The organism is Variovorax sp. SG517 (assembly GCF_013376045.1).
In the GTDB taxonomy this organism is placed as follows: Bacteria; Pseudomonadota; Gammaproteobacteria; order Burkholderiales; family Burkholderiaceae_C; genus Variovorax.
This window is the reverse complement of sequence record NZ_JABMJG010000002.1, coordinates 90,756-115,332: the sequence shown is the minus strand read 5'-3', so window position 1 is coordinate 115,332 and position 24,577 is coordinate 90,756. Positions and strand designations below refer to the sequence as shown.

General features: G+C 67.8%; 25 protein-coding genes. 14 read left to right on the top strand and 11 right to left on the bottom strand.

Annotated elements, in window-relative coordinates:
• Positions 1-6: 6 nt before the first annotated feature.
• The 3 genes from FHT32_RS05910 to FHT32_RS05900 are packed head-to-tail and all read left to right on the top strand — an operon-like array spanning position 7 to position 1,599.
• The gene (locus FHT32_RS05910; protein ID WP_176663722.1) at positions 7-573 is read left to right on the top strand and encodes an RDD family protein; all 567 of its coding nucleotides are present in this window, start codon (positions 7-9) and stop codon (positions 571-573) included.
• Positions 570-977 (top strand): diacylglycerol kinase, encoded by a 408-nt coding sequence (locus FHT32_RS05905; protein ID WP_176663721.1) that lies wholly within the window; start codon positions 570-572, stop codon positions 975-977. Before FHT32_RS05910 ends, FHT32_RS05905 begins: the two co-directional genes overlap by 4 nt.
• A gap of 31 nt (positions 978-1,008) precedes the next feature.
• Positions 1,009-1,599: a TIGR00730 family Rossman fold protein gene (locus FHT32_RS05900; RefSeq protein WP_176663720.1), complete on the top strand. Its 591-nt coding sequence runs from the start codon at positions 1,009-1,011 to the stop codon at positions 1,597-1,599.
• Between the two features lie 126 nt (positions 1,600-1,725).
• On the opposite strand, the gene FHT32_RS05895 is transcribed toward FHT32_RS05900, so the two are convergent.
• Together FHT32_RS05895 and FHT32_RS05890 are read right to left on the bottom strand one after the other, a co-directional pair.
• Positions 1,726-2,064, bottom strand: coding sequence for a P-II family nitrogen regulator (locus FHT32_RS05895; RefSeq protein ID WP_019652991.1), 339 nt, complete (start codon positions 2,062-2,064; stop codon positions 1,726-1,728).
• A complete protein-coding gene (locus FHT32_RS05890; RefSeq protein WP_176663719.1) occupies positions 2,061-3,758 on the bottom strand; it encodes an NAD+ synthase in 1,698 nt (565 codons plus the stop codon). Before FHT32_RS05890 ends, FHT32_RS05895 begins: the two co-directional genes overlap by 4 nt.
• A 19-nt stretch (positions 3,759-3,777) precedes the next feature.
• Here FHT32_RS05890 and FHT32_RS05885 point away from each other — a divergent pair, with 19 nt between their 5' ends.
• From FHT32_RS05885 to FHT32_RS05875, 3 genes are all read left to right on the top strand, one after another.
• Positions 3,778-4,932: a GNAT family N-acetyltransferase gene (locus FHT32_RS05885; RefSeq protein ID WP_176663718.1), complete on the top strand. Its 1,155-nt coding sequence runs from the start codon at positions 3,778-3,780 to the stop codon at positions 4,930-4,932.
• A 59-nt stretch (positions 4,933-4,991) separates the two neighbouring features.
• Positions 4,992-5,744, top strand: a complete 753-nt coding sequence (locus tag FHT32_RS05880; RefSeq protein ID WP_176663717.1) for a hypothetical protein — start codon at positions 4,992-4,994, stop codon at positions 5,742-5,744.
• 158 nt (positions 5,745-5,902) lie between these two features.
• Positions 5,903-6,481: a lysozyme inhibitor LprI family protein gene (locus tag FHT32_RS05875; RefSeq protein WP_176663716.1), complete on the top strand. Its 579-nt coding sequence runs from the start codon at positions 5,903-5,905 to the stop codon at positions 6,479-6,481.
• 23 nt (positions 6,482-6,504) lie between these two features.
• Here the strand turns inward: FHT32_RS05875 and ppa are convergent, their stop codons facing one another.
• Complete coding sequence (gene ppa / locus FHT32_RS05870) at positions 6,505-7,032, bottom strand: inorganic diphosphatase (RefSeq protein ID WP_176663715.1); 528 nt, start codon at positions 7,030-7,032, stop codon at positions 6,505-6,507.
• Between the two features lie 255 nt (positions 7,033-7,287).
• Between ppa and FHT32_RS05865 the strand changes: the two genes are divergently transcribed.
• The 7 genes from FHT32_RS05865 to FHT32_RS05835 are packed head-to-tail and all read left to right on the top strand — an operon-like array spanning position 7,288 to position 16,972.
• Positions 7,288-9,822 (top strand): sodium-translocating pyrophosphatase, encoded by a 2,535-nt coding sequence (locus tag FHT32_RS05865; protein WP_176663714.1) that lies wholly within the window; start codon positions 7,288-7,290, stop codon positions 9,820-9,822.
• 2 nt (positions 9,823-9,824) lie between these two features.
• Entirely contained in the window at positions 9,825-10,193 is a 369-nt protein-coding gene (locus tag FHT32_RS05860; protein WP_176663713.1) for a nuclear transport factor 2 family protein, read from the top strand.
• Positions 10,194-10,249: 56 nt separating this feature from the next.
• Entirely contained in the window at positions 10,250-12,151 is a 1,902-nt protein-coding gene (locus FHT32_RS05855; RefSeq protein ID WP_176663712.1) for a YhgE/Pip domain-containing protein, read from the top strand.
• A gap of 51 nt (positions 12,152-12,202) precedes the next feature.
• Positions 12,203-13,642, top strand: coding sequence for a TolC family protein (locus FHT32_RS05850; protein ID WP_176663711.1), 1,440 nt, complete (start codon positions 12,203-12,205; stop codon positions 13,640-13,642).
• Positions 13,642-14,628 (top strand): HlyD family secretion protein, encoded by a 987-nt coding sequence (locus FHT32_RS05845; RefSeq protein ID WP_176663710.1) that lies wholly within the window; start codon positions 13,642-13,644, stop codon positions 14,626-14,628. Before FHT32_RS05850 ends, FHT32_RS05845 begins: the two co-directional genes overlap by 1 nt.
• A 23-nt stretch (positions 14,629-14,651) precedes the next feature.
• Entirely contained in the window at positions 14,652-15,836 is a 1,185-nt protein-coding gene (locus tag FHT32_RS05840; protein WP_176663709.1) for an ABC transporter permease, read from the top strand.
• The gene (locus tag FHT32_RS05835; protein ID WP_176663708.1) at positions 15,836-16,972 is read left to right on the top strand and encodes an ABC transporter permease; all 1,137 of its coding nucleotides are present in this window, start codon (positions 15,836-15,838) and stop codon (positions 16,970-16,972) included. The genes FHT32_RS05840 and FHT32_RS05835 overlap by 1 nt, the downstream gene beginning before the upstream one ends.
• On the opposite strand, the gene FHT32_RS05830 is transcribed toward FHT32_RS05835, so the two are convergent.
• A complete protein-coding gene (locus FHT32_RS05830) occupies positions 16,969-17,604 on the bottom strand; it encodes a TetR/AcrR family transcriptional regulator (protein ID WP_176663707.1) in 636 nt (211 codons plus the stop codon). The genes FHT32_RS05835 and FHT32_RS05830 overlap by 4 nt on opposite strands.
• Before the next feature lie 131 nt (positions 17,605-17,735).
• On the opposite strand from FHT32_RS05830, the gene FHT32_RS05825 reads away from it, so the two are divergent.
• Entirely contained in the window at positions 17,736-18,578 is an 843-nt protein-coding gene (locus FHT32_RS05825) for a metal-dependent hydrolase (protein ID WP_176663706.1), read from the top strand.
• A gap of 25 nt (positions 18,579-18,603) precedes the next feature.
• Here FHT32_RS05825 and FHT32_RS05820 read toward each other — a convergent pair whose 3' ends face one another.
• The 7 genes from FHT32_RS05820 to FHT32_RS05790 form a co-directional block, all read right to left on the bottom strand.
• Complete coding sequence (locus FHT32_RS05820; RefSeq protein ID WP_176663705.1) at positions 18,604-19,191, bottom strand: hypothetical protein; 588 nt, start codon at positions 19,189-19,191, stop codon at positions 18,604-18,606.
• A gap of 249 nt (positions 19,192-19,440) precedes the next feature.
• Positions 19,441-19,671, bottom strand: coding sequence for a hypothetical protein (locus FHT32_RS05815; RefSeq protein ID WP_019653008.1), 231 nt, complete (start codon positions 19,669-19,671; stop codon positions 19,441-19,443).
• The gene (locus tag FHT32_RS05810) at positions 19,658-20,029 is read right to left on the bottom strand and encodes a hypothetical protein (RefSeq protein WP_176663704.1); all 372 of its coding nucleotides are present in this window, start codon (positions 20,027-20,029) and stop codon (positions 19,658-19,660) included. The genes FHT32_RS05815 and FHT32_RS05810 overlap by 14 nt, the downstream gene beginning before the upstream one ends.
• A gap of 17 nt (positions 20,030-20,046) precedes the next feature.
• The gene (locus tag FHT32_RS05805; RefSeq protein WP_176663703.1) at positions 20,047-20,961 is read right to left on the bottom strand and encodes a hypothetical protein; all 915 of its coding nucleotides are present in this window, start codon (positions 20,959-20,961) and stop codon (positions 20,047-20,049) included.
• On the bottom strand, positions 20,945-22,861 hold the full coding sequence (locus FHT32_RS05800; RefSeq protein ID WP_176663702.1) for an iron-containing redox enzyme family protein: 1,917 nt from the start codon (positions 22,859-22,861) through the stop codon (positions 20,945-20,947). The genes FHT32_RS05805 and FHT32_RS05800 overlap by 17 nt, the downstream gene beginning before the upstream one ends.
• 3 nt (positions 22,862-22,864) lie before the next feature.
• Positions 22,865-23,815 (bottom strand): fatty acid desaturase, encoded by a 951-nt coding sequence (locus tag FHT32_RS05795; RefSeq protein ID WP_176663701.1) that lies wholly within the window; start codon positions 23,813-23,815, stop codon positions 22,865-22,867.
• On the bottom strand, positions 23,796-24,569 hold the full coding sequence (locus tag FHT32_RS05790) for a sterol desaturase family protein (protein ID WP_176663700.1): 774 nt from the start codon (positions 24,567-24,569) through the stop codon (positions 23,796-23,798). Before FHT32_RS05790 ends, FHT32_RS05795 begins: the two co-directional genes overlap by 20 nt.
• Positions 24,570-24,577 lie beyond the last annotated feature (8 nt).

Genomic DNA, 24,577 nt, shown 5'->3' with positions numbered 1-24,577 from the left:
GCTTCGATGGCTTCCAGTTCACCCGAGGCTTCGGGCCCCGATCAGCCTGGCTCGCCGGCCAATCCGGCCACCAGCGCTCCCGTTTCGATAGTGCCTGGCCTCTGGCGCCGCATGGCCTGCTGGCTGTACGAGGGCATGCTGCTGTTCGCAGTGGTGTTCGTCTCGGGCTGGCTCTTCAGCACGCTGGGCCAGATGCGCGACGCCATGGATTCGCGGCGCCATCTGCTGCAGGCTTTTCTTTTCGTGGTTTTCGGCGTGTACTTCGTCTGGTTCTGGACCAAGGGCCAGACCCTCGCCATGAAAACCTGGAACATCCGCATCGTCGACGCGCACGGCCAGCCCGTGAGCCAGCGCCGTGCGCTCGCGCGCTACCTGCTGAGCTGGGTCTGGTTCCTGCCGCCGCTGGCCGCCATTGCGCCGTTCAAGCTTTCAGGTGGCGAATCGACCGTGCTGATCTTCGGCTGGGTCGCCATCTGGGCCCTGCTGGCACGCTTTCACCCCGACCGCCAGTTCTGGCACGACGCCTGGGCCGGTACGCGGCTCATCACCTCCAAACCGATGAGCCGCCGATGAGTGCCGTGCCGAAGCTTCCCGATCCCGCCGTCAACCCGCAGAAGGCCCGCAAGGGCCTCGATCGCGTCTGGCATGCCACGCTGATCTCGCTGCACGGCCTGCGCGCCGGCTGGAGCGAACCCGCGTTCCGGCAGGAGGCCATCCTGTCGATCGTGATGATCCCGGCCTCCTTCTGGCTCGGTCGCAGCTGGGTCGAGGTGGCGCTTCTCGCGGGCAGCGCCGTCCTCGTGATGATCGTCGAGCTGCTCAACACCGCGGTGGAAGCCGCCATCGACCGCATCGGGCCCGAGTGGCACGACCTCTCCAAGCGCGCCAAGGACATGGGCAGCGCCGCAGTGCTGCTGTCGCTCACGCTGTGCACAGGCATCTGGGCGGCAGCGCTGTGGCAGCGCTTCATGTCATGAGCGCGCCCATCGGCTGCGGCATGATGGCGGGATGACTCCTGAATTTTCGATCTGTGTGTACTGCGGCTCGCGCCCTGGCGAGCGCCCTGAATTCACCCAAGCCGCGCAGGCGGTCGGCCGATGGATCGGCCAGCATCGCGGCCAGCTGGTCTACGGCGGCGGCCGGACCGGCCTGATGGGCACCGTGGCCGAAGCCACCCGAGAAGCCGGCGGCCGCGTCGTCGGCATCATTCCCAAGGCCCTGGTCGACAAGGAACTGGCCAACCCCCTGTGCGACGAGTTGCATGTGGTCGACACCATGCACGAGCGCAAGGCCATGATGGGCGAGCGCGCCGACGCCTTCGTCGCCCTTCCTGGCGGCATCGGCACCTTCGAGGAACTGTTCGAGATCTGGACCTGGCGCCAGCTCGGCTATCACGACAAGCCCACCGGCATCCTCAACACCGCCGGCTACTACGACGGCCTGCTCGCCTTCCTGGCGCACAGCGTGCGCGAGGGCTTCATGGGCGACTGGCAGATGGAGCTGATCCGCACCGGCACCGACGTGACCGAACTGCTCACGGCGCTGCGCGCCGAGGTGCCACTACATCCGCGGGAAGACCGCCTTTCGGAAAACCTCTGACCTTCGGGTAGCCCCGAAAGCCATTCCAAGAACACCGAGGAACCGGCTCCGCCGGGCCTCAGGTGTTGCCCCCGGAAGGGGGTTGGCGCAGCGACACGAAGTGCGCGCAGCCTGGGGGCGAACCAGTCAAACGGCGTTCTCGTTCTCTTCGCCGGTACGGATGCGCACGATGCGTTCCACGGCGGTCACGAAGATCTTCCCGTCGCCGATCTTGCCGGTGCGCGCCGAATTGACGATGGCCTCGATGCAGCGCTCCACGTCGGCTTCGTTCACGACCACTTCGACCTTCATCTTCGGCAGGAAGTCGACAACGTACTCGGCGCCTCGGTACAGCTCGGTGTGCCCCTTCTGGCGGCCGAAGCCCTTGACTTCGGTCACTGTCAGGCCGGTGACGCCCACTTCGGCCAAGGCCTCGCGCACGTCCTCGAGCTTGAAGGGTTTGACGATGGCGGTGATCTGCTTCATGGTTTTTGCGCTCCGGCGGTTTCGTTGAATTTGCTGGTGATAGGGTAACGCCAATCCTTGCCGAAGCTTCGGTGGGTGACCCGGATTCCTACCGGCGCCTGGCGCCGCTTGTACTCGTTGATCTTGATCAGCCGCGCGACCCGCTCGACCACCGCGCGCTCGTAGCCGGCCGAAATGATCTCGTCGATGCCCTCGTCGTCCTGCATGTAGCGTGCCAGGATTCCGTCGAGGATGTCGTAGGGCGGGAGGCTGTCCTGGTCGGTCTGGTCGGGCCGAAGCTCGGCGCTGGGTGGGCGCGTGATGATCCGCTCGGGGATCGGCTCGGCGCCGGTGCCGTACGGGTCGTGGGCATTGCGCCAGCGCGCCAGGGCGAAAACCGTGGTCTTGAGCAGGTCCTTGATGACCGCGAAGCCCCCTGCCATGTCGCCGTACAGCGTGCAGTAGCCGGTGGCCATCTCGCTCTTGTTGCCGGTGGTGAGCACGATGGAGCCGAACTTGTTCGACAGCCCCATCAGCAACGTGCCGCGAATGCGGGCCTGGATGTTCTCCTCGGCCGTGTCCTCGGGCCGGCCCTTGAATTCCTCCGCCAGCGCGCCCTTGAAGGACTCGAAGGTGTGCTTGATGGAAATCTCGTCGTAGCGCACGCCCAGGCGGGCCGCCATGTCGCGCGCGTCGATCCAGCTGATGTCGGCGGTGTAAGGTGAAGGCATCATCACTGCGCGGACCTTGTCCTTGCCCAGTGCATCGACCGCGATCGCGAGCACCAGGGCGGAGTCGATGCCGCCCGAAAGCCCCAGGATGGCGCCCGGAAAACCGTTCTTGCCGATGTAGTCGCGCACGCCGAGCACCAGGGCGTCCCAGAGCTGGGCCTCGGCATCGCGCGGGGGCGCGATGGCATCTGGCTCCGCCACGAAGCCCACGCCGCCCTGCGGCTTGCGCTTCAGTTCGGCGAAAACCAGCTTCTCCCGGAAGCTCTGGGCCTGCACGGCCGTGGTGCCATCTGCCTGCAGCGCGAACGAGGCGCCGTCGAAAACCACCTCGTCCTGCCCGCCCACCAGGTGCGCGTAGACCAGCGGCAGCCCCACCGCGCGCGCCCGGTCGGCCATGCGCGCGACGCGCTCGCCCTCCTTGCCGACGTGATAAGGCGAGGCGTTGATCACCGCCAGCACCTCGGCGCCGCCATCGCGCGCCAGTTCGGCCGGCTGGTCGAACCAGGCGTCCTCGCAGATCAGCAGGCCGACCGAGACGCCCTCCACTTCGAACACGCAGGTGCCCTGCCCCGGCGTGAAGTAACGGCGCTCGTCGAACACCTGGTAGTTGGGGAGCTCGCGCTTGGCGTAGGTCTCGAGGATGCGGCCTTCCTTGATGACGCTGGCCGCGTTGTGGCGCATCTGCACGGCCACCGAGCGGCTGCGCAGGCTGCCGCCCGTCGGATGCCCCACCACCACGACCATGTCTTTGAGGTCGGCCAGAGCGGCAGCGATGCCTTTCACGGCATCATCACAGGCTTCGGTGAAGGCGGGACGGAGGAACAGGTCCTCCGCCGCATAGCCGGCAATCGAGAGTTCGGGCGTCAGCAGGAGGCGCGCACCCTGGGCATGGGCTTCGCGCGCGGCATCGACGATCTTCTTTGCGTTGCCGGCGAGGTCGCCCACCACAAAATTGAGTTGCGCGATGGCGAGCTTGAGCGTCATACAGAAGGAAGAAAAAGGCTTGAACGATTATGTCATTCGGGTTCTGCCGTCTCCGTCGGACGTGAGCCCGGAAGCATGGAACGCGCTGCTGGCCGCCGAGGCCGAGCCTTCGCCTTTCATGCGCCGCGAATACCTCACGGCCTTGAACGACAGCCGAAGCGCGACGCCGGACAGCGGCTGGCTGCCGCAGTTCGTCACGCTCTGGCAGGGCGAGCAGTTGCAGGCCGCGTGCCCGCTCTACGTCAAGGACCATTCCTACGGCGAATACGTCTTCGACTGGGCCTGGGCCAACGCCTACGAGCAGCACGGGCTGGCCTACTACCCGAAGGCGGTGGTGGCAGTGCCTTTCACGCCGGTGCCGGGCGCACGGCTGCTGGCGCGCGATGCCGAGAGCCGCACTTTGCTGGTGCAGGGGCTGATCGCGCTGTGCAAGCAGCTCGAACTGTCGTCGCTGCACCTGCTGTTCGGCGCCGATGCGGACGTCGCCGCCTGCACCGAAGCGGGCCTCATGCTGCGCAACACGGTGCAGTTTCACTGGACGAACGCCCAATACGCCGACTTCGACGCCTTCCTCGCCAGCCTCTCCCACGACAAGCGAAAGAAGATCCGCCAGGAGCGCCGCAAGGTGGCCGAGGCCGGCGTGAGCTTCCGCTGGTCGCGCGGCGCGGACATCGGCAAGGCCGACTGGGACTTCTTCTACCGCTGCTACGAACGCACCTACCGCGAGCACGGCAACCCGCCCTACCTCACGCGCGATTTCTTCCGGCGCATGGCCGACACGATGCCCGAGGCCTGGCTGCTCTTCATCGCCGAGCGCGACGGCAAGCCCATGGCCAGCAGCCTGATCGCGCTCTCGACACAGCCCGACCGTCCCCTGGTGGCCTACGGCCGCTACTGGGGCGCGCTGGAGCGCGTCGATTGCCTGCACTTCGAGGCCTGCTACTACCAGCCGCTGGCATGGTGCATCGAGCACGGCGCGCAGCGTTTCGAGGGCGGCGCGCAGGGCGAGCACAAGATGGCGCGCGCGCTGATGCCGGTGAAGACCACCAGCGCCCACTGGCTGGCGCATCCGTCGTTCGCCGACGCGGTCGAGCGCTTTCTCGAGCGCGAGGGTGCGGGCATCGAGAACTACATGGATCACCTGGGCGAGCGCAGTCCCTTCAAGTCAGCCTGAGTGCCATGGCGCGCTGCTATAAAAGCGCCCGCCATCCACAACAACTCAGAGAGAAATCGATGCCATTCCTGGGACTGGGCCTGCACGTCCTCATCGCGCTGTTCTTTGCCGTGCATGCCATGCGCCACGGCAAGCAGATGTACTGGCTGCTGATCCTCTTCAGCTTTCCGCTGCTGGGCAGCATCGTGTACTTCGTGGTCGAGTACCTGCCCGCCTCGCGCATGCAGCGCACCGCGGGCAAGGTGGCGAACGCGGCCATCGGCTTCATCGACCCCGAGCGCGAATACCGCGCCGCCGCCGAGGCCTACGACCTTGCTCCCACTGCGCAGAACAAGCTGCGCCTCGCCAAGGCCGCGCTCGACAGGGGCCAGGCCGCCGACGCCGTCGGCCACTACCGCGATGCACTCAAGGGCCCGCTGGCATCCGACCCGGAGCTGCAGTTCGGCCTGGCCAGCGCCCTGCTCGCCGCAGGCGGCGCCACGGCCGGGCGCGACGCCCTGCAGGCTCTGCAGACGCTGCGCTCCACCCGCGACGACTACCGCAAGGACGAAGTGGCAGTGCTCACCGCGCGCGCCCTCGCCGCCGACGGCCAGCAGGCGGAAGCGCGCCAGGCCTTCGAGGACGCGCTGGGCCGCTACAACACCGTCGAGGCCCGCGCCCGCTACGTCGCGTGGCTCGCCCAGCAAGGCGACACCGCCAGCGCGCAGCGCCAGTGGGACGAGCTCCAGCAGGCCGCTCGCCACTGGAACTCGCACGCACGCTCGGTCAATCGCGAATGGATGCGGCTGGCCGGCGACGCCGTCCGCGGCTGAGTCGCCTCTGCCCAAGGGCATAGCGCCCTTGTCCGTTTGGCACATCGACGGCGTGCCGGGCCTCTCCTAGCATCGGCTTCGAGGAGAGAACCAACATGCAGACATTCATACGCCGGGCCGTTACGGCACTTTGCTTAGTCGCTGCCGGCCCGTAGGCCATGGCCGCCAGCTTCGACTGCGCCAAAGCCGGCAACGCCACCGAGAAGGCGATCTGCGCCGATCCCGGACTTTCTCGGCAGGACGAAGCGATGGCCGCGCTCTACAAGCGGCAGGCCGAGATGCCCGGCACGGGCCGGTGGCCCACCTTCCTGAAACGGGACCAGCGCGACTGGATCGCGGTGCGCAACCGCGAATGCAAGGGGAACACCGAGTGCCTGAAGCAGGACTACGAGCGGCGCATCAGCTACCTCGGCCACCCTCTTCTGCAGTGGATGGGCCGTTACGTGGAGGGGCGCTGCCCGAAGGACGGCCGCTTCCTCGACGTGACGCCCGAGGTGGGCGGCACGCTGAGCATCGATCTCTACGTCTGCCCCGATTCGCGCGGAAACATGCTGCTGCAGGGCAAGAACGTGCTCGACGGGCAGCGGCGCCTCGTGGTGCGCGAGGCCGGGGGCTGCACCCGCACGCTGCAGTTCGACACCGACCGCGTCGCCGTCTCGGACGGAACGGGCTGCGCACCTTCGCTGGCCGGCAGCTTCATGCGCGACCCGCGGCGCTCGCCCTTCCTGAACGAATAGGCGAGCTTTTTACTTTCAACTTCTTACTTCTTGTAATTGGCGACGCCGTCCAGGATTTCCTTCTTGGCCGACTCGAGGCCTTCCCAGCCCAGCACCTTGACCCACTTGCCTGCTTCCAGGTCCTTGTAGTGCTCGAAGAAGTGGCTGATGGCCTTCAGGCGCATCGGGTTCACGTCGTCCACCGACTTCCAGTGGCTATAGATGGGCAGCACCTTGTCGGTGGGCACGGCCAGCACCTTGCCGTCGACGCCGGCTTCGTCTTCCATCATCAGGATGCCCAGGGGGCGGCACGGCACCACCACGCCCGGCAGCAGCGGGTACGGCGCGATCACCAGCACGTCGACCGGGTCGCCGTCGCCCGACAGGGTCTGCGGCACGTAGCCGTAGTTGGCGGGGTAGTACATGGCCGTCGTCATGAAGCGGTCGACGAAGATCGCGCCCGATTCCTTGTCCACCTCGTACTTGATCGGGTCGGCGTTCATCGGGATTTCGATCACGACGTTGAAGGCATCGGGCAGGTTCTTGCCGGGGGAAACTTTGTCGAAGGACATGACGTTTTTCGAGTAGTTGAAAAGTATGAGAGGGACGGGGACAAACCCTGAGTTTACTTTCCGTGTCACCGGCCGGTCGCACGCGCATCTGTTTTTGCCTGTAAATTGCAACCGTTGGCCAATCGGCTCCGCACCCCCGGTGCAGTGAGCTTCGAGGAAGCAACGCGGCGGAAATCACGGTCCCGTACGCGTTGCACGCAGGGGCCCGTGCTGTCCGTCTCCACTAGTCACAACGAACGAATGGAGAAGCAAAGCATGATCGGCAACACCCCCCTGATACTGGCCATCGTCTGCGGTCTCGTGGCCGTGGCCTACGGTTTCTGGGCCCGAAGTTGGATTCTCGCGAAGGACGCCGGCAACGCCCGCATGCAGGAGATCGCAGCCGCCATCCAGGCCGGTGCCTCCGCCTACCTCGCCAAGCAGTACAGCACCATCGCCGTCGTCGGCGTGGTGCTCGCGATCCTGATCGCCGTGTTCCTCGACCTCACCACCGCCGTCGGCTTCATCGTGGGCGCGGTGCTCTCCGGCGCCTGCGGCTTCATCGGCATGAACGTCTCGGTGCGGGCCAACGTGCGCACCGCGCAGGCGGCCACGCACGGCATCGGCCCGGCGCTCGACGTTGCCTTCCGCGGCGGCGCCATCACCGGCATGCTGGTGGTGGGCCTGGGCCTGCTGGGCGTGTCGGCCTTCTACTGGGTGCTGATCGGCAACGGCACGCCGGCCGCGGGGCACAGCCTCTCGGCGGTGCTCAATCCGTTGATCGGCTTTGCCTTCGGCTCCTCGCTGATTTCCATCTTCGCGCGGCTGGGCGGCGGCATCTTCACCAAGGGCGCCGACGTCGGCGCCGACCTGGTGGGCAAGGTGGAAGCCGGCATCCCCGAGGACGACCCGCGCAACCCGGCCGTGATCGCCGACAACGTGGGCGACAACGTCGGCGACTGCGCCGGCATGGCGGCCGACCTGTTCGAGACCTATGCCGTGACGCTGATCGCCACCATGGTGCTGGGCGCACTGATGGTCGCGGCCGCGCCCACCAACGCGGTGCTCTACCCGCTGGCGCTGGGCGGGGTGTCGATCGTCGCGTCGATCATCGGCTGCTTCTTCGTGAAGGCCTCGCCGGGCATGGTCAACGTGATGCCGGCGCTCTACAAGGGGCTGGCGGTGTCGGGCATCCTGTCGCTGATCGCGTTCTGGTTCGTCACCAGCTGGCTGATCCCCGACAACGCCATTGCCGCGAGCGGCAGCCAGCTCAAGCTGTTCGGCGCCTGCTTCGTCGGCCTGGCGCTGACGGCCGCGCTGGTGTGGATCACAGAGTTCTACACGGGCACGCAGTACAAGCCCGTGCAGCACATCGCGCAAGCATCGACCACCGGCCACGGCACAAACATCATCGCGGGGCTGGGCGTGTCGATGCGCTCGACGGCCTGGCCGGTGATCTTCGTTTGCATCGCCATCCTGGCCTCCTATTCGCTCGCGGGCCTCTACGGCATTGCGGTGGCCGCCACGTCGATGCTGAGCATGGCCGGCATCGTGGTGGCGCTCGACGCCTACGGCCCCATCACCGACAACGCCGGCGGCATCGCCGAGATGAGCGAACTGCCCGACAGCGTGCGCGCCGTGACCGACCCGCTCGACGCGGTCGGCAACACCACCAAGGCCGTGACCAAGGGCTACGCCATCGGCTCGGCGGGCCTGGCCTCGCTGGTGCTCTTCGCCGACTACACGCACAAGCTGGAAAGCTTCGGCCAGGCGATCAGCTTCAACCTGAGCGACCCGATGGTGATCGTCGGCCTCTTCATCGGCGGGCTGATCCCCTACCTCTTCGGCGCGATGGCCATGGAGGCCGTGGGCCGCGCGGCGGGTGCGGTGGTGGAAGAAGTGCGCCGCCAGTTCCGCGACATCCCCGGCATCATGGAAGGCACCGGCAAGCCCGAGTACGGCAAGGCCGTGGGCATGCTGACCGGCGCTGCCATCAAGGAAATGATGATCCCCTCGCTGCTGCCGGTGCTGGTGCCGATCATCGTCGGCCTGGTGCTCGGGCCGAAGGCGCTGGGCGGCTTGCTGATGGGCACCATCGTCACGGGCCTGTTCGTCGCCATCAGCATGTGCACGGGCGGCGGCGCCTGGGACAACGCCAAGAAGTACATCGAGGACGGCCACTTCGGCGGCAAGGGCAGCGAGACGCACAAGGCTGCCGTCACCGGCGACACCGTGGGCGACCCCTACAAGGACACGGCCGGCCCGGCGGTCAACCCGCTGATCAAGATCATCAACATCGTGGCGCTGCTCATCGTGCCGTTGGTGGTGAAGTTCCATGCGGGCGATGCGGGGGCTGCCGCACCGGTGAAGGTACCTGCGCCGCCTGCGGTCACGGCTCCGGCGGCCATGGCACCGTCAACGCCGTCAACGCCGTCGACACCCGCGACGGTGGTCGCATCGGGCGCCGTATCGGCCGCCGAAGCCGCCGCCGTGAAGGTGGAGAACGGCGTGGTGAAGTTCTACTTCGCCAGCGCAAGCTCCGAAGTGGCGCCCAACGCCAAGGAAGCGCTGGCCGACGTCATCAAGGCCGTGCAGAGCGGCAGCACCGTGCTCGTGAGCGGTTACCACGACGCCAGCGGCGACCCGGCGAAGAACGCCGAGCTCGCCAAGCAGCGCGCGATGGCGGTGAGCGATGCGCTCAAGGCAGCCGGGGCGCCCGCAGAGAAGATCGAACTGGCCAAACCGGAGCAATCGCAGGCCGACGGGCCTCCCGCGGAGGCCCGCCGCGTCGAAGTCAAAGTAAAGTCCTGAGAATGCCCACGCCCGAACGACTCGAATCATTCATCGCCGCCGTCGAAGGCGGCGCGCATGCCAAGGCCATCGAGGACTACTACACCGAAGATGCCACCATGCGCGAGAACCAGGCCGAGCCGCGGCGCGGCCGCGGCACGCTGGTGGCGCAGGAAACCGCCGTGCTGGAGCGCACCGAATCGGTGGTTTCCACCTGCGTGCGGCCGGTGCTGGTGAACGGCGACCACGTGGCGATCCACTGGATCTTCGAGTTCACGTTCAAGGGCGGCAGCAGGATGCGCATGGAGGAGATCGCCTGGCAGCGCTGGGAGGGCGACCGCATCGCGGAAGAACAGTTCTTCTACGACCCCGCGCAGCGAAAACCGGGCTGATCGACGGCTCTGCGCGCGTTTCCACCGTCATGGCGCTTCTGAAGACCCCTGGCCCCATGCGATACCTCCATGCACTGTTCGCCGGCACCTGGGCCATCGCCCGGGCCGAGCTGGCGATCGTCCGGCGCTTTCCTCGCATCCTGCTGGCCGTGGTGGCGGTGGGCGTGGTGCCTGCGATCTATGCGCTGATCTACCTCTCCAGCGTGTGGGACCCGGCGGGCCACACGGCCGACCTGCCCGCCGCCATCGTCAACCAGGACCGGGGCGTGACCTACATGTCGCGCACGGTCAACGTGGGCGACGAACTCACGCGCACGCTGCTCGACAAGCGCGCCTTCGGCTTCCGTGCGATGGACGACGCCGAAGCCGCGCGCGCCGAGGTCCGGCGCGGCGCGCTGGCCTTCGCCCTGCTGATCCCGCCCGACTTCAGCGCCAACGCGGTGCCCGGCACGCAGCGCGGTGCGGGGCAGATCGTGGTCTACACCTCCGAAGGCAACAACTACAGCTCGGCCGGCCTGGCGCGGCGCTTCGCGGGCGAACTGGGCCACCAGGTCAACGAGATGCTCAACGAGCAGCGCTGGGGCCTGGTGCTGAACGCGGCCTCCGGCTCGCAGGCGCGGCTCGACAAGCTCAAGCAGGCCCTGCTGGAACTGCGCGACGGCAGCCAGACGCTGGCCGCTGGCGCCGCCCAGTACAGCGCGGCTGCCCAGCAGGTGGGCAGCGGATTCAAGCAGGTCAACGGCGGCATCCGCACCATCGAATCGAAACTGCCTGCCGACGCGGACCTTCGCGCGCTCAAGGCGGGCTCGCAGCAGCTCGCGGCGGGCCAGCGCGAACTCGGCAGCGGGCTCGCGCAGATCGGCGACGGGCTCGGGCAGCTCGAAGGCGGTGCCGTCCAGCTCGGCGACGGCGCCCGCAGGATGCAGAAGGACACGGCCGACATCCCCTTCGTGGGCGACCGCATCTCCAAGGGCGCGGGAGAGCTCGCCGCCGGTGCCGACAAGCTGCGCGGCGGCATCGACCAGGCGCAGGCCGCCATGGCGAAGGCACAGGACGGCAACCACAAGCTCACGACCGGCGCGACGGTCCTAGACGGCGGCGTGGGAAAGCTCACCGACGGCATGACGGCGCTCGCCGCCGGTATCCACGCCATGTCCGGCAAGCTGCCGCCTGATCGCAAGCTCGACGAGTTCGTGCAGGGCGGCGCGCAGCTCGCCCAGGGCGCGGAGCGGCTTTCGACCGGGGTGCGCACCATCGAGGCCGCCCTGCCCGCCTCCATCACCCGCATCCAGGGCAGCGCCTCGGGGCTGGCCGACTCGGTCGAGCCCAAGGTGGAAGTGGTGGCACCGGTCGCCAACAACGGCAGCGCCTTCGTGCCCAACATGGTGTCGGTGGCGCTGTGGATCGGCGCGGTGATGGCCGGCTACCTGTTCAACATCCGCATCGTGCTCTCGGACCACAGCCACTACCCGAAGCTCGCGAAGACGCTGGGCAAGATCACCATGCCGGCGCTGATCGTGCTGCTTCAGGTGGCGCTGGTGCTGGCCACGCTGGTGGGCGTGCTGCAGGTGCAGGCCCCGGATGTGCCGGCCCTGGCGCTCACGATGGCGCTGGCCTCGCTGGTGTTCCTGGTGGTGCTGTTCGCGATCCTGCACGTGTTCGGCGACTTCGGCCGCATCCTCACCGTGCTGCTGCTGACGCTGCAGCTGTCGGCCGGCGGCGGCGTGCTGCCGGTGGAGCTTTCGGCGGGCTTCTTCCGCGACGTGCACGGCTGGCTGCCCTTCAGCTGGGTGGTGCAGGCCTTCCGCGCCGTGATGTTCGGCGCCTTCGACAACGGCTGGGCCCATGCCTGCGGCGCGGTGCTGCTGTCGGGCGCGGTGGCCGTCGGGCTGATGGCGCTCTTCGGCAAATGGAACGAAGTGCTGCCGGCGGACTACAAGCCGACGATCCAGGTCTGATTGCTGCCCAGCAGCCCTCGCCGAATGCAACACTGCACGCCACCCGAAACGATGACACCACTCCACCACGTCTTGCGCTCCTGTTCGCTGCGCCTGCTGCCGGCCCTGCTCGTCCTGAGCGGCGCGGCCGCCGCGCAAGCCCAGGCCGCGAACGACGACATCCTCTCCCTGAGCTTCGACGCGGCGCGCGCCCGCATGATCGACCGCTCGGACAAGCTGGCCGCCGCGCGCGCCGCCGTCGACGCGAAAGAGCTGCAGAGCCAGGGCCTCAAGCGGCTGGGCGGCCCGTCGGTCAGCGTCTCCGCGCTGGCCTATGCCTACAACGCGAACCTGAACCTCGACCTCGATCCGCTCAACCAGCGGCTCGGGCAGCTGGGCTCGGCGCTGCCGTCGTCCATCCAGAGCGTGATCGCGCGCGTGCCGATTCCGCAGCTACCCAACAGCTACACGCTCAACCGCCATGACACCGGCACCAACGCGTCGATATCGGCCGTGTGGCCGATCTACGTGGGCGGCGCGACCGACGCGGTGCGCGGCTTCGTCTCGGCCCAGACGCGCGAGGCGCAGGCCGATGCCGAGCAGGCCGGCCACGAGGTCGACACCCTGCTCGTGCAGCGCTACTTCGGCGCGCAGCTCGCCCGCCGCGCTGCCGCCCTGCGCCTGCAGGCCGAGCGCACCATCGCGCAGCACGACTCGGCCGCGCAGAAGATGCTGGCCGCCGGCGTGATCTCGCGCGTCGAGCGGCTGCAGGCCAGCGCCGCGTATGAAGAAGCCCGCCGCAACGCGCGCAAGGCCGAGAACGACGCGGCGCTGGCTTCCGTCGCGCTGGCCCGCACCGTGCGCGCCGACGGCAGCGTGGCGCCGCAGACGCCGCTCTTTCTCATCAGCACGCCGATCGAGCCGCTGAACTACTTCATCGATTCGGCGCTCACGCGGCACCCGGGCCTGGACAAGGTCGCGGCCAAGAAGTCGCAGGCCGAGCAGCTGCATGAGGGCGAAGAGGCGCTGCGCCGCCCGCAGGTGATCGCCTTCGGCACGCGCGAGCTCAAGAGCGGCAACGCCGACTGGGTGGCGGGCGTCGGCGTGCGCTGGACGCTGTACGACTCGGTGGACCGCGACAAACTCTCCGCCGCCTCGCTCAAGCAGGTCGAGCAGGCCGAGCGCACCGATGCGCAGGCGCGCAGCGACATCTCGCTGCTGGTCGAGCGCAACTGGCGCGCGCTGGAGAACGCGCGGCGCCAGTACCTGGAGATGAAGGCCTCGGTCGAGCTCGCGCAGGAAGTCGTGAAGCTGCGCACCGCCGGCCTGCGCGAAGGCACGAGCACCACGCTCGACCTGATCGACGCAGAGACCAACCAGGCCAAGGTGCTGACCGAACGCGCGCAGGCCGCCAACGACTACGTGCAGGCGCTCGCGCAGCTGCTCGAGAGCGCGGGGCTTTCCGAGAAGTTTTCCGACTACATCGCACGTGCCGACGTGAAGGTGAATTGATGATGAGTGCCAAGACCCGAAAACTGATCGCGATATTCGCCGCCCTGCTCATGCTGGCGCTGCTCGTCTGGGGTTTCTGGCGCGCCTCGCGCCCGGCGCCCGAGGTGTTCCAGGGCCAGATGGAAGCGCGCGAGACCGACGTCGCGGGCAAGGTGACCGCGCGCGTCGCCGAAGTGCCGGTGAAGGAAGGCGACCGCATCCAGGCCGGCACGGTGCTGGTTCGCATGGACAGCCCCGAGGTGCGCGCCAAGCTCGCGCAGGCCACCGCCGCCGAGCAGGCCGCGCAGGCCGTCGCCGAGAAGGCGCAGAACGGCGCCCGCCCGCAGGAAGTGGAAATGGCGCGCATGCAGTGGCAGCGCGCAGAAACCGCTGCGCAGCTTGCGCAGACCTCCTTCCGCCGCGTCGACGGACTCGCGCGCGAGGGCCTGGTGGCCGACCAGAAGCGCGACGAAGCCGAGGCCAACTGGAAGGCTTCGCGCGACGCCGCCATCGCGGCGAAGGCGCAGTACGACATGGCGCGCACCGGTGCCCGGCCCGAGGACAAGGCCGCAGCGAGCGCGCAGGCCCGCCAGGTCGCCGGTGTGGTGGCAGAAGCCGAAGCCGCCAAGGCCGAGACAGAGCTGCGCAGCCCCGTGGCCGGCGAAGTGGCCAAGGTGCTGGCCAAGGTCGGCGAACTGTCGCCGCAGGGCGTGGCGGTGGTCACGGTGGTCGACCTGAACGACCAGTGGGTGGTGCTCAACGTGCGCGAAGACCGCCTTTCCCGCTTCGCGCTGGGCAACGAGTTCGACGCCCACCTGCCCGCGCTGCCCGAAGGCAGGCGCACCGCACGCTTCAAGGTCTACTACAGCGCCGTGCTGCCCGACTTCGCGACATGGCGCGCCACCCGCGGCGGCACCGGCTTCGACGTGCGCACCTTCGAGGTCCGCGCGCGTCCGCTCAAGCCCATCGAAGGCGCACGGCCGGGCATGAGCGTGCTCGTGGACTGATCGCGGCGGCACGGATTCCTTCCATGAGCCTCCGCGGCTTCTCCACCGCCAGCGCACGGCGCGAATTCGCGCTGCTGCGCACGCGTCCGTGGGACCTGGCCATGATCTCCTGGGTGCCGCTGCTCGCGGTGTTCCTGATCTGGTGGATCTTCTCGGCCGGCCTGCCCGAGCGCCTGCCGATCGGCGTGCTCGACCAGGACCACTCCTCGCTCTCGCGGCAGGTGGTGCGCTTCCTCGACGCCACGCCCGGCCTGCGCGTGGCGCAGCGCTACAGCGACGAAGGCGAGATGGCGCGCGCGCTCACCAGCGGCGCCGTCGACGCAGCGGTGCAGCTGCCGCGTGAACTGAGCCGCGACGTGAAGCAGGGCCGCGTCGGCCAGATCGTGCTGCTGCACAACGCGCAGCTCGGCACGCATTCGAGCCTGATCCAGCGAGACGTGCGCACCGCTGTGGGCACCGTCTCGGGCGGGGTCGAGCTCACGGTGCGCAACAAGCGCGGCGAGTCGATGAAGGCCGCGCGCGTGAGCATGGAACCGATCAAGGCGAGCATGGTGGCGCTGTTCAACACGTCGACCGACTACGAGCAGTTTCTGGGTGCCGCGCTCATTCCGGCGCTGCTGCACATCCTCGCGATGACCGCTGGTGCCTGGGCCGTGGGCCGCGAGCTGCGCGACCGCAGCATCGGCGAATGGCTTGGCGCTTCGCCGCGCTGGCACGAGGTGCTGGCCGCGCTGGCGGGCAAGCTGGCGCTGCCGTTCACGAGCCTTTCGGTGGTGGCGCTGGCGGCGATGCTGTGGATCACCGCGGGACGGGGCTGGCATCCGGTCGGCTCGCTCGGATGGACGCTCTTCGCGCTGGTCGTCTTCCTGGCGCTGTCGATCGCGCTGGGGGCCTTCGTGGCGGCGCTCACGCGCTCGCTGCGCACGGCCCTGTCGGCCACGGGCTTTATCACGGCGCCGGCCTTCGCGTTTGGCGGCGTGGGCTTTCCGCTGGTCGCGATGCCCGTGCTGGCGCAGGTCTGGGCGAACCTGCTGCCCTACACGCACTACATCCGCGTGCAGATGGAGCAGCTGCAGATGGGCGCGCCGGTGTCGTACTCGGTGGCGACGCCGCTGTGGATGGTGCTGGCCACGGGCGCGCTGCTTGCCGCGTGCGCTGCGGCGCTGGTGAAGGCCGCCAAGGCGCCTGAAAGCTGGGGTGGACGCTGATGGCTGACGAACGGCTTCGCTTCAGCTCTGCATGGCGCGAGACCGCGCTGGCAGTGCTGCGCGACAAGGGCGTGCTGCTGATCATGCTGCTCGCGCCCATCATCTACGGCTTCTTCTATCCCTGGCCCTACGGCACGCAGGCCGTGACGCGCGTGCCGGTGGCGGTGGTCGACCAGGACCACACCGGCCTGTCGAGGCAGATCGCGCGCTTCGCGATGGCCAACCCGCGGCTGGACGTGCGCATGGTCACCGGTGACGTGGGCGAGGCGCAGCAGGCGCTGTGGCGCGGCGAGATCGAGGGCTACGCGCTGCTGCCAGCCGACCTGAAGCGCAGCGTGCTGCGCGGCACCTCTGCCGTCGTCACCATCGAGGGCAACGGCGCCTATGCGCTGCTCAACAAGGCGGTGCTGTACGGCTTCTCGGAGGCCGTCGGCACGGTGTCGGCGGGCGTGGAGATCCGCAAGCTGCAGGCCGGCGGCCAGAGCGCGATCCAGGCGGCGCGCGGCCGCAGTCCGCTCAATACGCAGCTCGTCGCGCTGTTCAACCCGACCGAGGGCTACGGCAGCTACGTGGTGCCGGCGGTAGCCCTGCTGATCCTGCAGCAGACGCTGTTGATGGGCGTGGCGATGCTGGCGGGCACATGGGCCGAGGCCGGGCGGCTGCGCGCCTCCATGGGCGCCTGGCTGGGGCGGCTGGGAGCGCTCTCGGGCTTCGGCTTCCTGAGCGGCGTCTTCTACTTCGGCTGGGTGTTCTTCCTGCAGGACTATCCGCGCGGAGGCAATCCGTGGGGAGCGCTGGTGCTGCTCGCGTTCTACGTGCCGGCGATCTGCACGCTGGGCCTGCTGCTGGGCTGCTGGTTCCGCGACCGCGAACGGGCCTTGCAGGTGCTGCTGTTCACCGCGCTGCCAATGGCTTTTCTGTCGGGTTTCTCATGGCCCGTGGAGGCCCTGCCGGAGCCGCTTCAGGCGCTGCGCTGGCTCTTTCCGAGCACGGCGGGCATCCAGGCCTCGCTGCGGCTCAACCAGATGGGCGCGCCGCTGCATGACGTGCTGCCCCATCTGGGCGTGCTGCTGTCGCTGACCCTGGCGGGCCTTTTGACGCTGCGGCTCGCCGCAACAACGCCGAAGCAGTCTTAGCGCCGGCTCTCGGCGGCCACGGCGCGCACCAGCCGCGTGGCGGGCGCCACCAGTTCGCGCAGGTCGCCCGCGCGGTTCTGCTCGATGGCCTGCAGCACCAGTTCGTTGATGCCGCCCACCACCGTCATCGCCATCTCGCTCGTGAGATGCGCTGCGGGCTCTTCCGCACTGCCGTTGCTGCTGGTGTTGATGGCAACCTGGATGAAGTTGGCGATCTCGTCGTTCACCCGTCGCCGCACCACGAGCCCCGGCATTCCGAGGCCCAGGATCTCCACGAACAGCGTGCGCAGCAGCACCGGGTCTTGCGCGAGGTAATCGAAATACGCCGTCATCGCGTGCTCGACCTGCGCGTGCCACGGCTGCGCCGGGTCGAAGGCCTCGCTCACCGTCTGCAGCGCGAGGCGGCTGGCGGTTTCATAGAGCGCGATCAGGCACTCGGTCTTGGTGCTGAAGTGCTCGTAGAAGGTACGGCGCGACACGGCGGCCTCGCGCACGATGTCCGCAATGGTGGTCTCGGCATAGCCCTTGGCCGCCACGGCATGCGCCATGCCCTGCAGCAGGCGTGCGTAGTGCTCGCTCCCGGCGCCCTCGGCGGGCCTGGACGGAGCTGCTTTTTCGATGGTTTCGCTCATGGACGACACATTTTCCTACGCACGGGTACTTGACAGTACCAATTCACAATTGCAACATGGCAGCAAGCGGTACGAAGTTGTACCAGCAATCCCGCTCCACGCATTCAGTGCTTTTTCCGAGGCTTGTTCTCATGACCGATCTCGTTGTCCGCCGCCTGTTGATCGACCTGCAACCGCCCTTCGCCCGCGACTGGTGCGGCGGCGACGCATTCTCGACCGCTTTCTTCAACGCGCTGTCGATGAGCTTCCCCTTCGGCGAGCAGTTCTTCATCGACGCGGTGCGCGACGCCGTCGCCACGCTGCCGCCTGAGGTCCAGGAGCAGCACAAGGCCGACGTACGCGGCTTCATCGGGCAGGAAGCCACGCACCGGCGCATCCATTCACTCTTCAACAACCATCTCGAGAACCAGGGCCTGGTCGACCGCTGGACGGCCCGCGCCAGCAAGCGCATGGAACTGATGGAAGGCGCCGATCCACGCCATGCGCTGGCGGTGACGGCAGCCACCGAGCACTTCACGGCCATGTTCGCGGAATGGCTGCTGGCCCGCCCCGAGGTCCTCGACGGGGCCGAGCCCCGGCTGCGCACCATGTGGCTGTGGCACAGCGCCGAAGAGCTCGAACACAAGAGCGTGGCCTTCGACATCTACAAGGCCGCGGGCGGCTCCGACGAATGGCGTACGCGCTGGTTCCGGCGCGTCACGATGATGTTCCTGGGCGACCTGATGCGCCAGACCATCGACAACCTGCGCCACGAAAAGCAGCTGTGGAAATGGTCCACCTGGAAGAGCGCCGCGCGCATCCTGCTGAGCCGCAACGGCCTGCTGCGCGGCAACCTCGCTGGCTGGCGCAGCTACCTGCGCGCGGACTTCCATCCGATGCAGCAGGACAGCAGCCTGTCGGAACGCTGGCTTGAAGACAACCGGGCGCAGTACACGCCGGTGGGCGGAGCACCCGAGGCGGCGGCCGCGCGCTGACGGCGCCGGAGCCGCACTCAGTCGCTCAGAAGAAGGTGGCGCGGGTCGTCGTGTTGCCACCGGCCTGCTGGTGCTCGGGGCGCATTTGCAGGTCGTGCAGGGTGTCGAAGTCCGAAGGGGCATCCGGCACCCGCATCACCACTTCCAGCTCGTGCATCGACGCAACCCAGCGGCCGGCCGGCGATTCGGCCGGCTCGTCGTTGGCGAACACGCCGTCGCGGATGTAGAGGGTTTCGCCCTCGGGGCGCTCGGCATGCAGCTCGATCAGGCGCGCGATGGAGAAGTTGTAGGTCACGAGCTTCTCGCGCGTCTTGCGGTCCTTGCCGCCGCAGTTGAACGAGCCTTCGGCGGCGATGACGATGCAGGAGCCATCCACGCCACCGTCCATGTCGATCTCGTTGCCGGAGCGCCAGATCGCGTTCGGCAGGCGCACGCGCACCTTGTCGATGACCAGGTCGCGCTGCTTGTTGAGGCTGCTCAGCGGCGGCACCAGCGAACGCAGCTGGCGCAGGCGCTCGGCGAAGTTGTCGTCCATCAGGAATTCGACGTGGTGCGTCGCGCTGCCGGAGGAGCGCCTGACCACCTGCATGACCACATGGCGCGACTTACCCATGGCAAAACCCCTTGGCAAAGGTTGAATTCCGTAGCCCGCAGGGGGTATGGACGACGTGGCAGCAATTCATTGGAAATCGGCTACTAGAAGGATTCTTGATTACATGCAATTACATGCATCATTTGTGTCCAACTGTATAGCGAATCCCAGGAATGGGGAAGGCCATTCCGTGACTTATCCACGAGGAAATGTCGCCAAAATGCCTCCTCGATGTGCTAGCTGAGCACCCCATCGAGCGGCGAGCAGCCCTTATTCGAGGGCTTCGTCCAGCGCCTTGCACGAGGGCGCGCAGACGGTCTGCGACTTGCCCAGCACCTGGCGGGTGCGCAGCTGGGAGCGCACGCGGTGCTTGCCGCACATGAAGCACGACATGGTCGCCCCGCTGAACGACGCCGAGGCACGGAACGGGGAGCCCGGCGCCTTCGACTTGTAACGCAGGCCGTCCGCTACCACTGCCGTCTTCACTTCACCCTTCGCCATGCATCTTGTCCTTGCTGTTCGGTTCGGCACGGCGCATTGCGCGTGCAATGGCTTCCCGGGCGCCGATTTCGGCCGCCAGGGAAGCGTCCAACGCCGAGCGGCAAAGCCCGGCGTGCTTGTAATTGAGGTTTTCGTACACCTCGGCCGCGGCCGGATACGCATCGAGCAGGCGACCTAGTTCGGCGCCCTGCTCGATGTCCTCGAACTCATGCACGAGGTGTTCGACCACGGAACGGTACTGCTCCGCCCCAACGGGTACGGCGCTGTGCTCAAGCTTTTCCAGCAGTTGCGCCAACACATGGGTCACTGCCAGATCGGTCCTGGAAGACGGATTATCGGTCGTGTTCATGGTCACCATCTGGGGGCAGCATACGCCTATGCAAGTGGCTGGTCGTACAGGGTTGTCTCCGGCTGGCCGGTCTTTTGCTGCGCCGAGCGCATCCGCTGCAGCAGGCTATGGAGCATTTCGGTCGACAGCCCGTGGATCACCAGCCGGTGCCCGGCCCGCAGGGTCGACAGCGGCACCAGCGGGTGCTTGTTGTTGACCAGGATCAGGTGCTCCGGGGCGTTCAGGATGGTCGCCGCGTAGATGCCGACGGTCTCGTCCAGTTGCAGGGAATTGGCGGCCCGCCAGAAATCGTTGTCCGTGAGCATCAGCTGGTAGAGCGGCGTGAACAGTTCGATGGCGCTTTGCAGGTCCAGGAAGTTCAGCCTGCCCTGGGGCATGTCCTCCAGGCGCAGCCCCGGCTCCTTGATCATCGAGAAATCGACCTTTTCCGCCTTGCACAGCGCCAGCCCCTTGTCGCGCAGCGCGGTGTTCAGCCTGATCACGAAGTTGAAGAGGTTCAGGTCGTGCTTCAGGAACATCTCGTCCTTCAGCGCGTCGATGTCGGCCGGCTCCAGCGGATTGGTGGCCACCGGCGCCGGCGAATTGCGCCCGATGAAGGCCAGGATCTGCGAGCCCAGGTGGAAGTGCCGCAGGATCAGCCAGTTGGCCTCCGGCGACACGAACCGCTTCAGCCCCCAGGCCAGCAGCCGGTGCAGCAGGATCGAATGCGACCAGTTGCGCGGCACGAACACCTTCGCGATCTGGATCAGGATGATCGTCAGCCGCGCGATCGGCCTCAGGAACGGCAGCAGGTACTGCCGCGAGCCCGAGCTCGAATCAGCCAGCCAGGCGGACTTGACGTCGTCGGGCAGCGGCGTGCTCTGGTCGAGGTACAGCGCCAGCCAAGGGCTGGGGTCGCGCTCGTCGTGGGCTTGCTTCAGGAATTCAGGCGTTCGATCCATGGGGCATCCGCTGCGTGATGTGTTGGAACTGCATCAGGTACAGCGCGGCCGTGTGGCGCGCCGTCTCGACGATCTGGCTGGCGGCGCGCGACTGCCCTTCCACCGCCATCACCATCTCCACCGCCGTGAGCCAGCGGCTGAGGTGGTTCTCGTCGTTGTGGCCGTGGTATTCCAGGAAGCGGAAGGCGTCCGGCGGCAGCTTCAGGCTGGCTTTGAGCAGCGGCAGCAGCGCCGGCACGATGCGCTGGCCCGTGCCTTCGATGATGTAGATCGCGCCCAACAGGCCGATCGGGTCGCGCGTGGCGGCCAGGCCGTGCAGGTAGGCGTTGAGCGCCTCGCCGCCCGGGTTGCGGCGCAGCTCCTCGATGTTCTCCACCGTGCCGCCGGCCTTGCGGTAGTCGCTGAAGAGGATGTTGAAGTCGTTCTGCTCCTCGCCAGCGTGCACGCCGATCAGCGATGCCAGCATCTGGTAGGGCTCGCTCAGCGAGGCGGCGCCCTCGCGCATCCACTTGCTGCCCTCGCGCACCTGGGGCACCCATTGCTCCATCCAGTTCAGGTAGTCGGGCACGGCGAAGCGGCGCTCGCGGATCTGGCGGACGAGCGGCGTGCGCCAGACACGCGAGCGGTAGTCGTGCCAGATGGCGGCCAGTTCGGTCAGCAGCGCGCCCAGGCCCTCGGGTGCGGCGGAGGGGTCGTGCGGGGGCGCGATCACGAGGTCGTCGTCGGGCACGGCCGCGGCGCGTGGCGCCACCGCGACGGGCGCCGCATCGACGGCCTCCACCTCCCACAGCATGTACGCCGCCATGAAGCGCCCCGACTCCGGCACGTAGCAGAAGATCTGCTCGCCCGGCTTCAGCGCCTTGGTGTGCAGAAACTCCGCCAGCATCACGAGGATCGACGCCGCGCCCGTGTTGCCGCGCCATGCGAGGTTGCTCCACCAGCGCTCGCGCGGGATCGACAGGTCGGCCTTGGCCATCAGGTCCTCGACCACCGGGATGAATTTCTCCGACGAGTAGTGGCACAGGAAATGGTCGACCCGCTTCGGATCGACCCAGCCGTCGCGCACCAGCCCCGCGTACTCATGGATGCCGATGTCGAACAGGTGCGGCAGCAGGCGGATGTCCTGCCGCAGCGACAAGGCCCCCGCCGCCTCGGCCTCGGCCCAGGAGCCGAAATCGAGATGCCCGCGCGCTCGATCCTCGGTGAGCCCCAGCTGCATGCACACCGGGTAGTCGCCCGAGAAGGCGCGCTGGTGCACCCACTTGAGCTTCAGCCGCAGGCCCGGCGAGCCGGCCAGGGCCGATGCGCCATCGGACAGCAGCAGGGCCCCTGCCCCATCGGACAGCATCCAGCGCAGGAAGTGCGAGTCGAAGTCGGTCTCGTAGCCGCGCGCCGCGAAGCGCGAACGCTTGAAGAGGCGCGACGGCATCTCGCTGGCCACCGCCATCGCCGAGCGGTGCGCGCCCAACTCGATGCCCTGCGCCGCCGTCTGTATCGCCGACACGCCCGCCGCGCAGATGCCGTGCACCGAATGCGTTTCCATGGGCTGCGCCGCCAGTTCGCCCTGGATCATGTTGGCAAAGCCGGGCATCAGCGTGTCGCCGCCCGAGGAGCCGCTGGCCAGCAGCGACACACGCGAGAGCTCGGCGCCGCCGCGCTGCAGGCAGTCGCGGATCGCACCGGCAGCCAGCTGCGCATTGGTGTGCCGCGTCACGCCTTCGGCATCGATCGCGTAGTGCCGCGTGAGGATGCCGTTCTCCGCCAGGATGCGCCGCTTGATGCGCTCCGACATGCGGTTGAGCGGCGCGATGTACGCGTCCATGCGGTCGTTGGGGATGGGCTCGCCCGGCATGAAGTAGCCGGCGCTTTCGAGGTACACGCGTTGGAATGAAACAGGCATGGTTCAGAGAGTTGATGGATCGCGGGGCATCAGCGGGCGGCTGCGGAAACGCGGCCACACGGTCCCCAGCACGAAGACGCGCACCATGTACGGCACCAGCCCGCCCTCGTTGAGCACGGGGTCCACCTGCGCGCGGTAGCGCGTGCGATGCAGGCGGGTGAGCTCGGACCAGTGGGCATGCGGGTTCTCGTGGTGTGCGGTGTGCAGGCCGATGTTGAACAGCAAGGGGTTCACCAGCCCTTCGAAATTGCGTGCGTAGTTCAGGCGGCTACCCGCGGTATCGCGCGGTGCCCCCGGCGCCTGAGCGCGCTCGGGCTTCCGGCCATCGGCGTGCGCGTGCTGCAGGTAGTTGGTCGCCAGCAGCCAGTGCAGGCCGTGCAGCTGCGGCACGATGACGAACAGCAGCGCCTTGCGCCAGTCGATCGCCAGCAGTACCGCCCAGCTCGCCAGCCACAGCGCGTACTGCGCCATGCAGTAGCGCCAGGCGCCGCGCCGGTGCCGCCGCAGCCGGGCGAGCCATGCGAAGAAAAGCGGCATCAGCACCCACACGGCCTGGAACGGATGCAGCAGGTAGCCCCACAGGTGATTGGTGTCGCCGCCGAAGCGGTAGGTGCGTGCCACGTCCTTCGGGCCATGGCGATGGCGGTGATGGTTGGCGACGTGCGCGGGCCAGAACACGAAGGTCGGGTGGCCCTGCAGCAGCGTGATCCAGAAGTCGGTCAATCTGTTCAGGCGCCGGCTGCGCCACATGCGCAGATGCACGTGGTTGTGGTGGATCACACCGACGCCCAGCGTCAGGAAGAGCATCAGCCCGTAAAGCACCACGTCTAAGCCGTGGAACCACTGCCACGCCGCCAGCGCGGGCAAGGCGGCGAGATAGGCAAGGCTCTGCCAGTCGCGCCAGTGACGCAACCTCGGCAGGCGGCGGCTCACCTCAGGCCGTGGTCGCGCCATGCTTCTTGCGGAAAGCCTGCAGAACCGGTTCGGCCGCGTCGGCCGCCACGCGCGTGCCGAACAGCCGGTCCATGAAGGTGAACTGGAATCCGTAGTTGCCGTTGTGCACCGCGTGGTGCAGGTGATGCCGGCGGCTCGCCGCGAACCAGTGGCTGTACGAGACGCCCGTGAAGAAGTCGTAGTTGGAATGACCGACGCAGTTGAAGAACAGGCTGAACACCGGCACCGCCGCCAGCGACCAGAAGCTGAAATCGTGCACCACCATCGGCAGCAGGATCACGTTGCCCAGCATCAGCGCCTCGACCGGGTGGAAGCTGTAGGTCGACCACGGCGTGGTCACGAACGAGCGGTGGTGCGGCCCATGGAAGCGCCGCAGCCAGCGCGTGTGCAGCAGCCGGTGGTTGATCCAGAAATGCACGTCGTTCCAGATCGCGAGCACGAAGATTTCCGCCACGATCTGCCGCCAGCCCGCGTCTGGATCGAGCCTCGCCCAGCCCAGCTGCAGCAGCCCCCACGGAAACACCATGCCCAGCCCGAAGATCAGCACCGACACGCCCGACTGCGTCAGCTCCCGCCGAAGCTGCCCCGGCTGCAGTGGCCGCGGATCGAGCACCCGCCCGACGCCCAGCGCCGGCAGCACGCGCTTCGTCAGCAGCCAGGTGGCCGCGCCGAAACAGAGATAGATCCCGCCGAAGAAAAGCAGGCCCCACAGCATGACCTGCGGGGCGGACAACGAGGTGAAGGTCTGCGCCATCCCCCGAG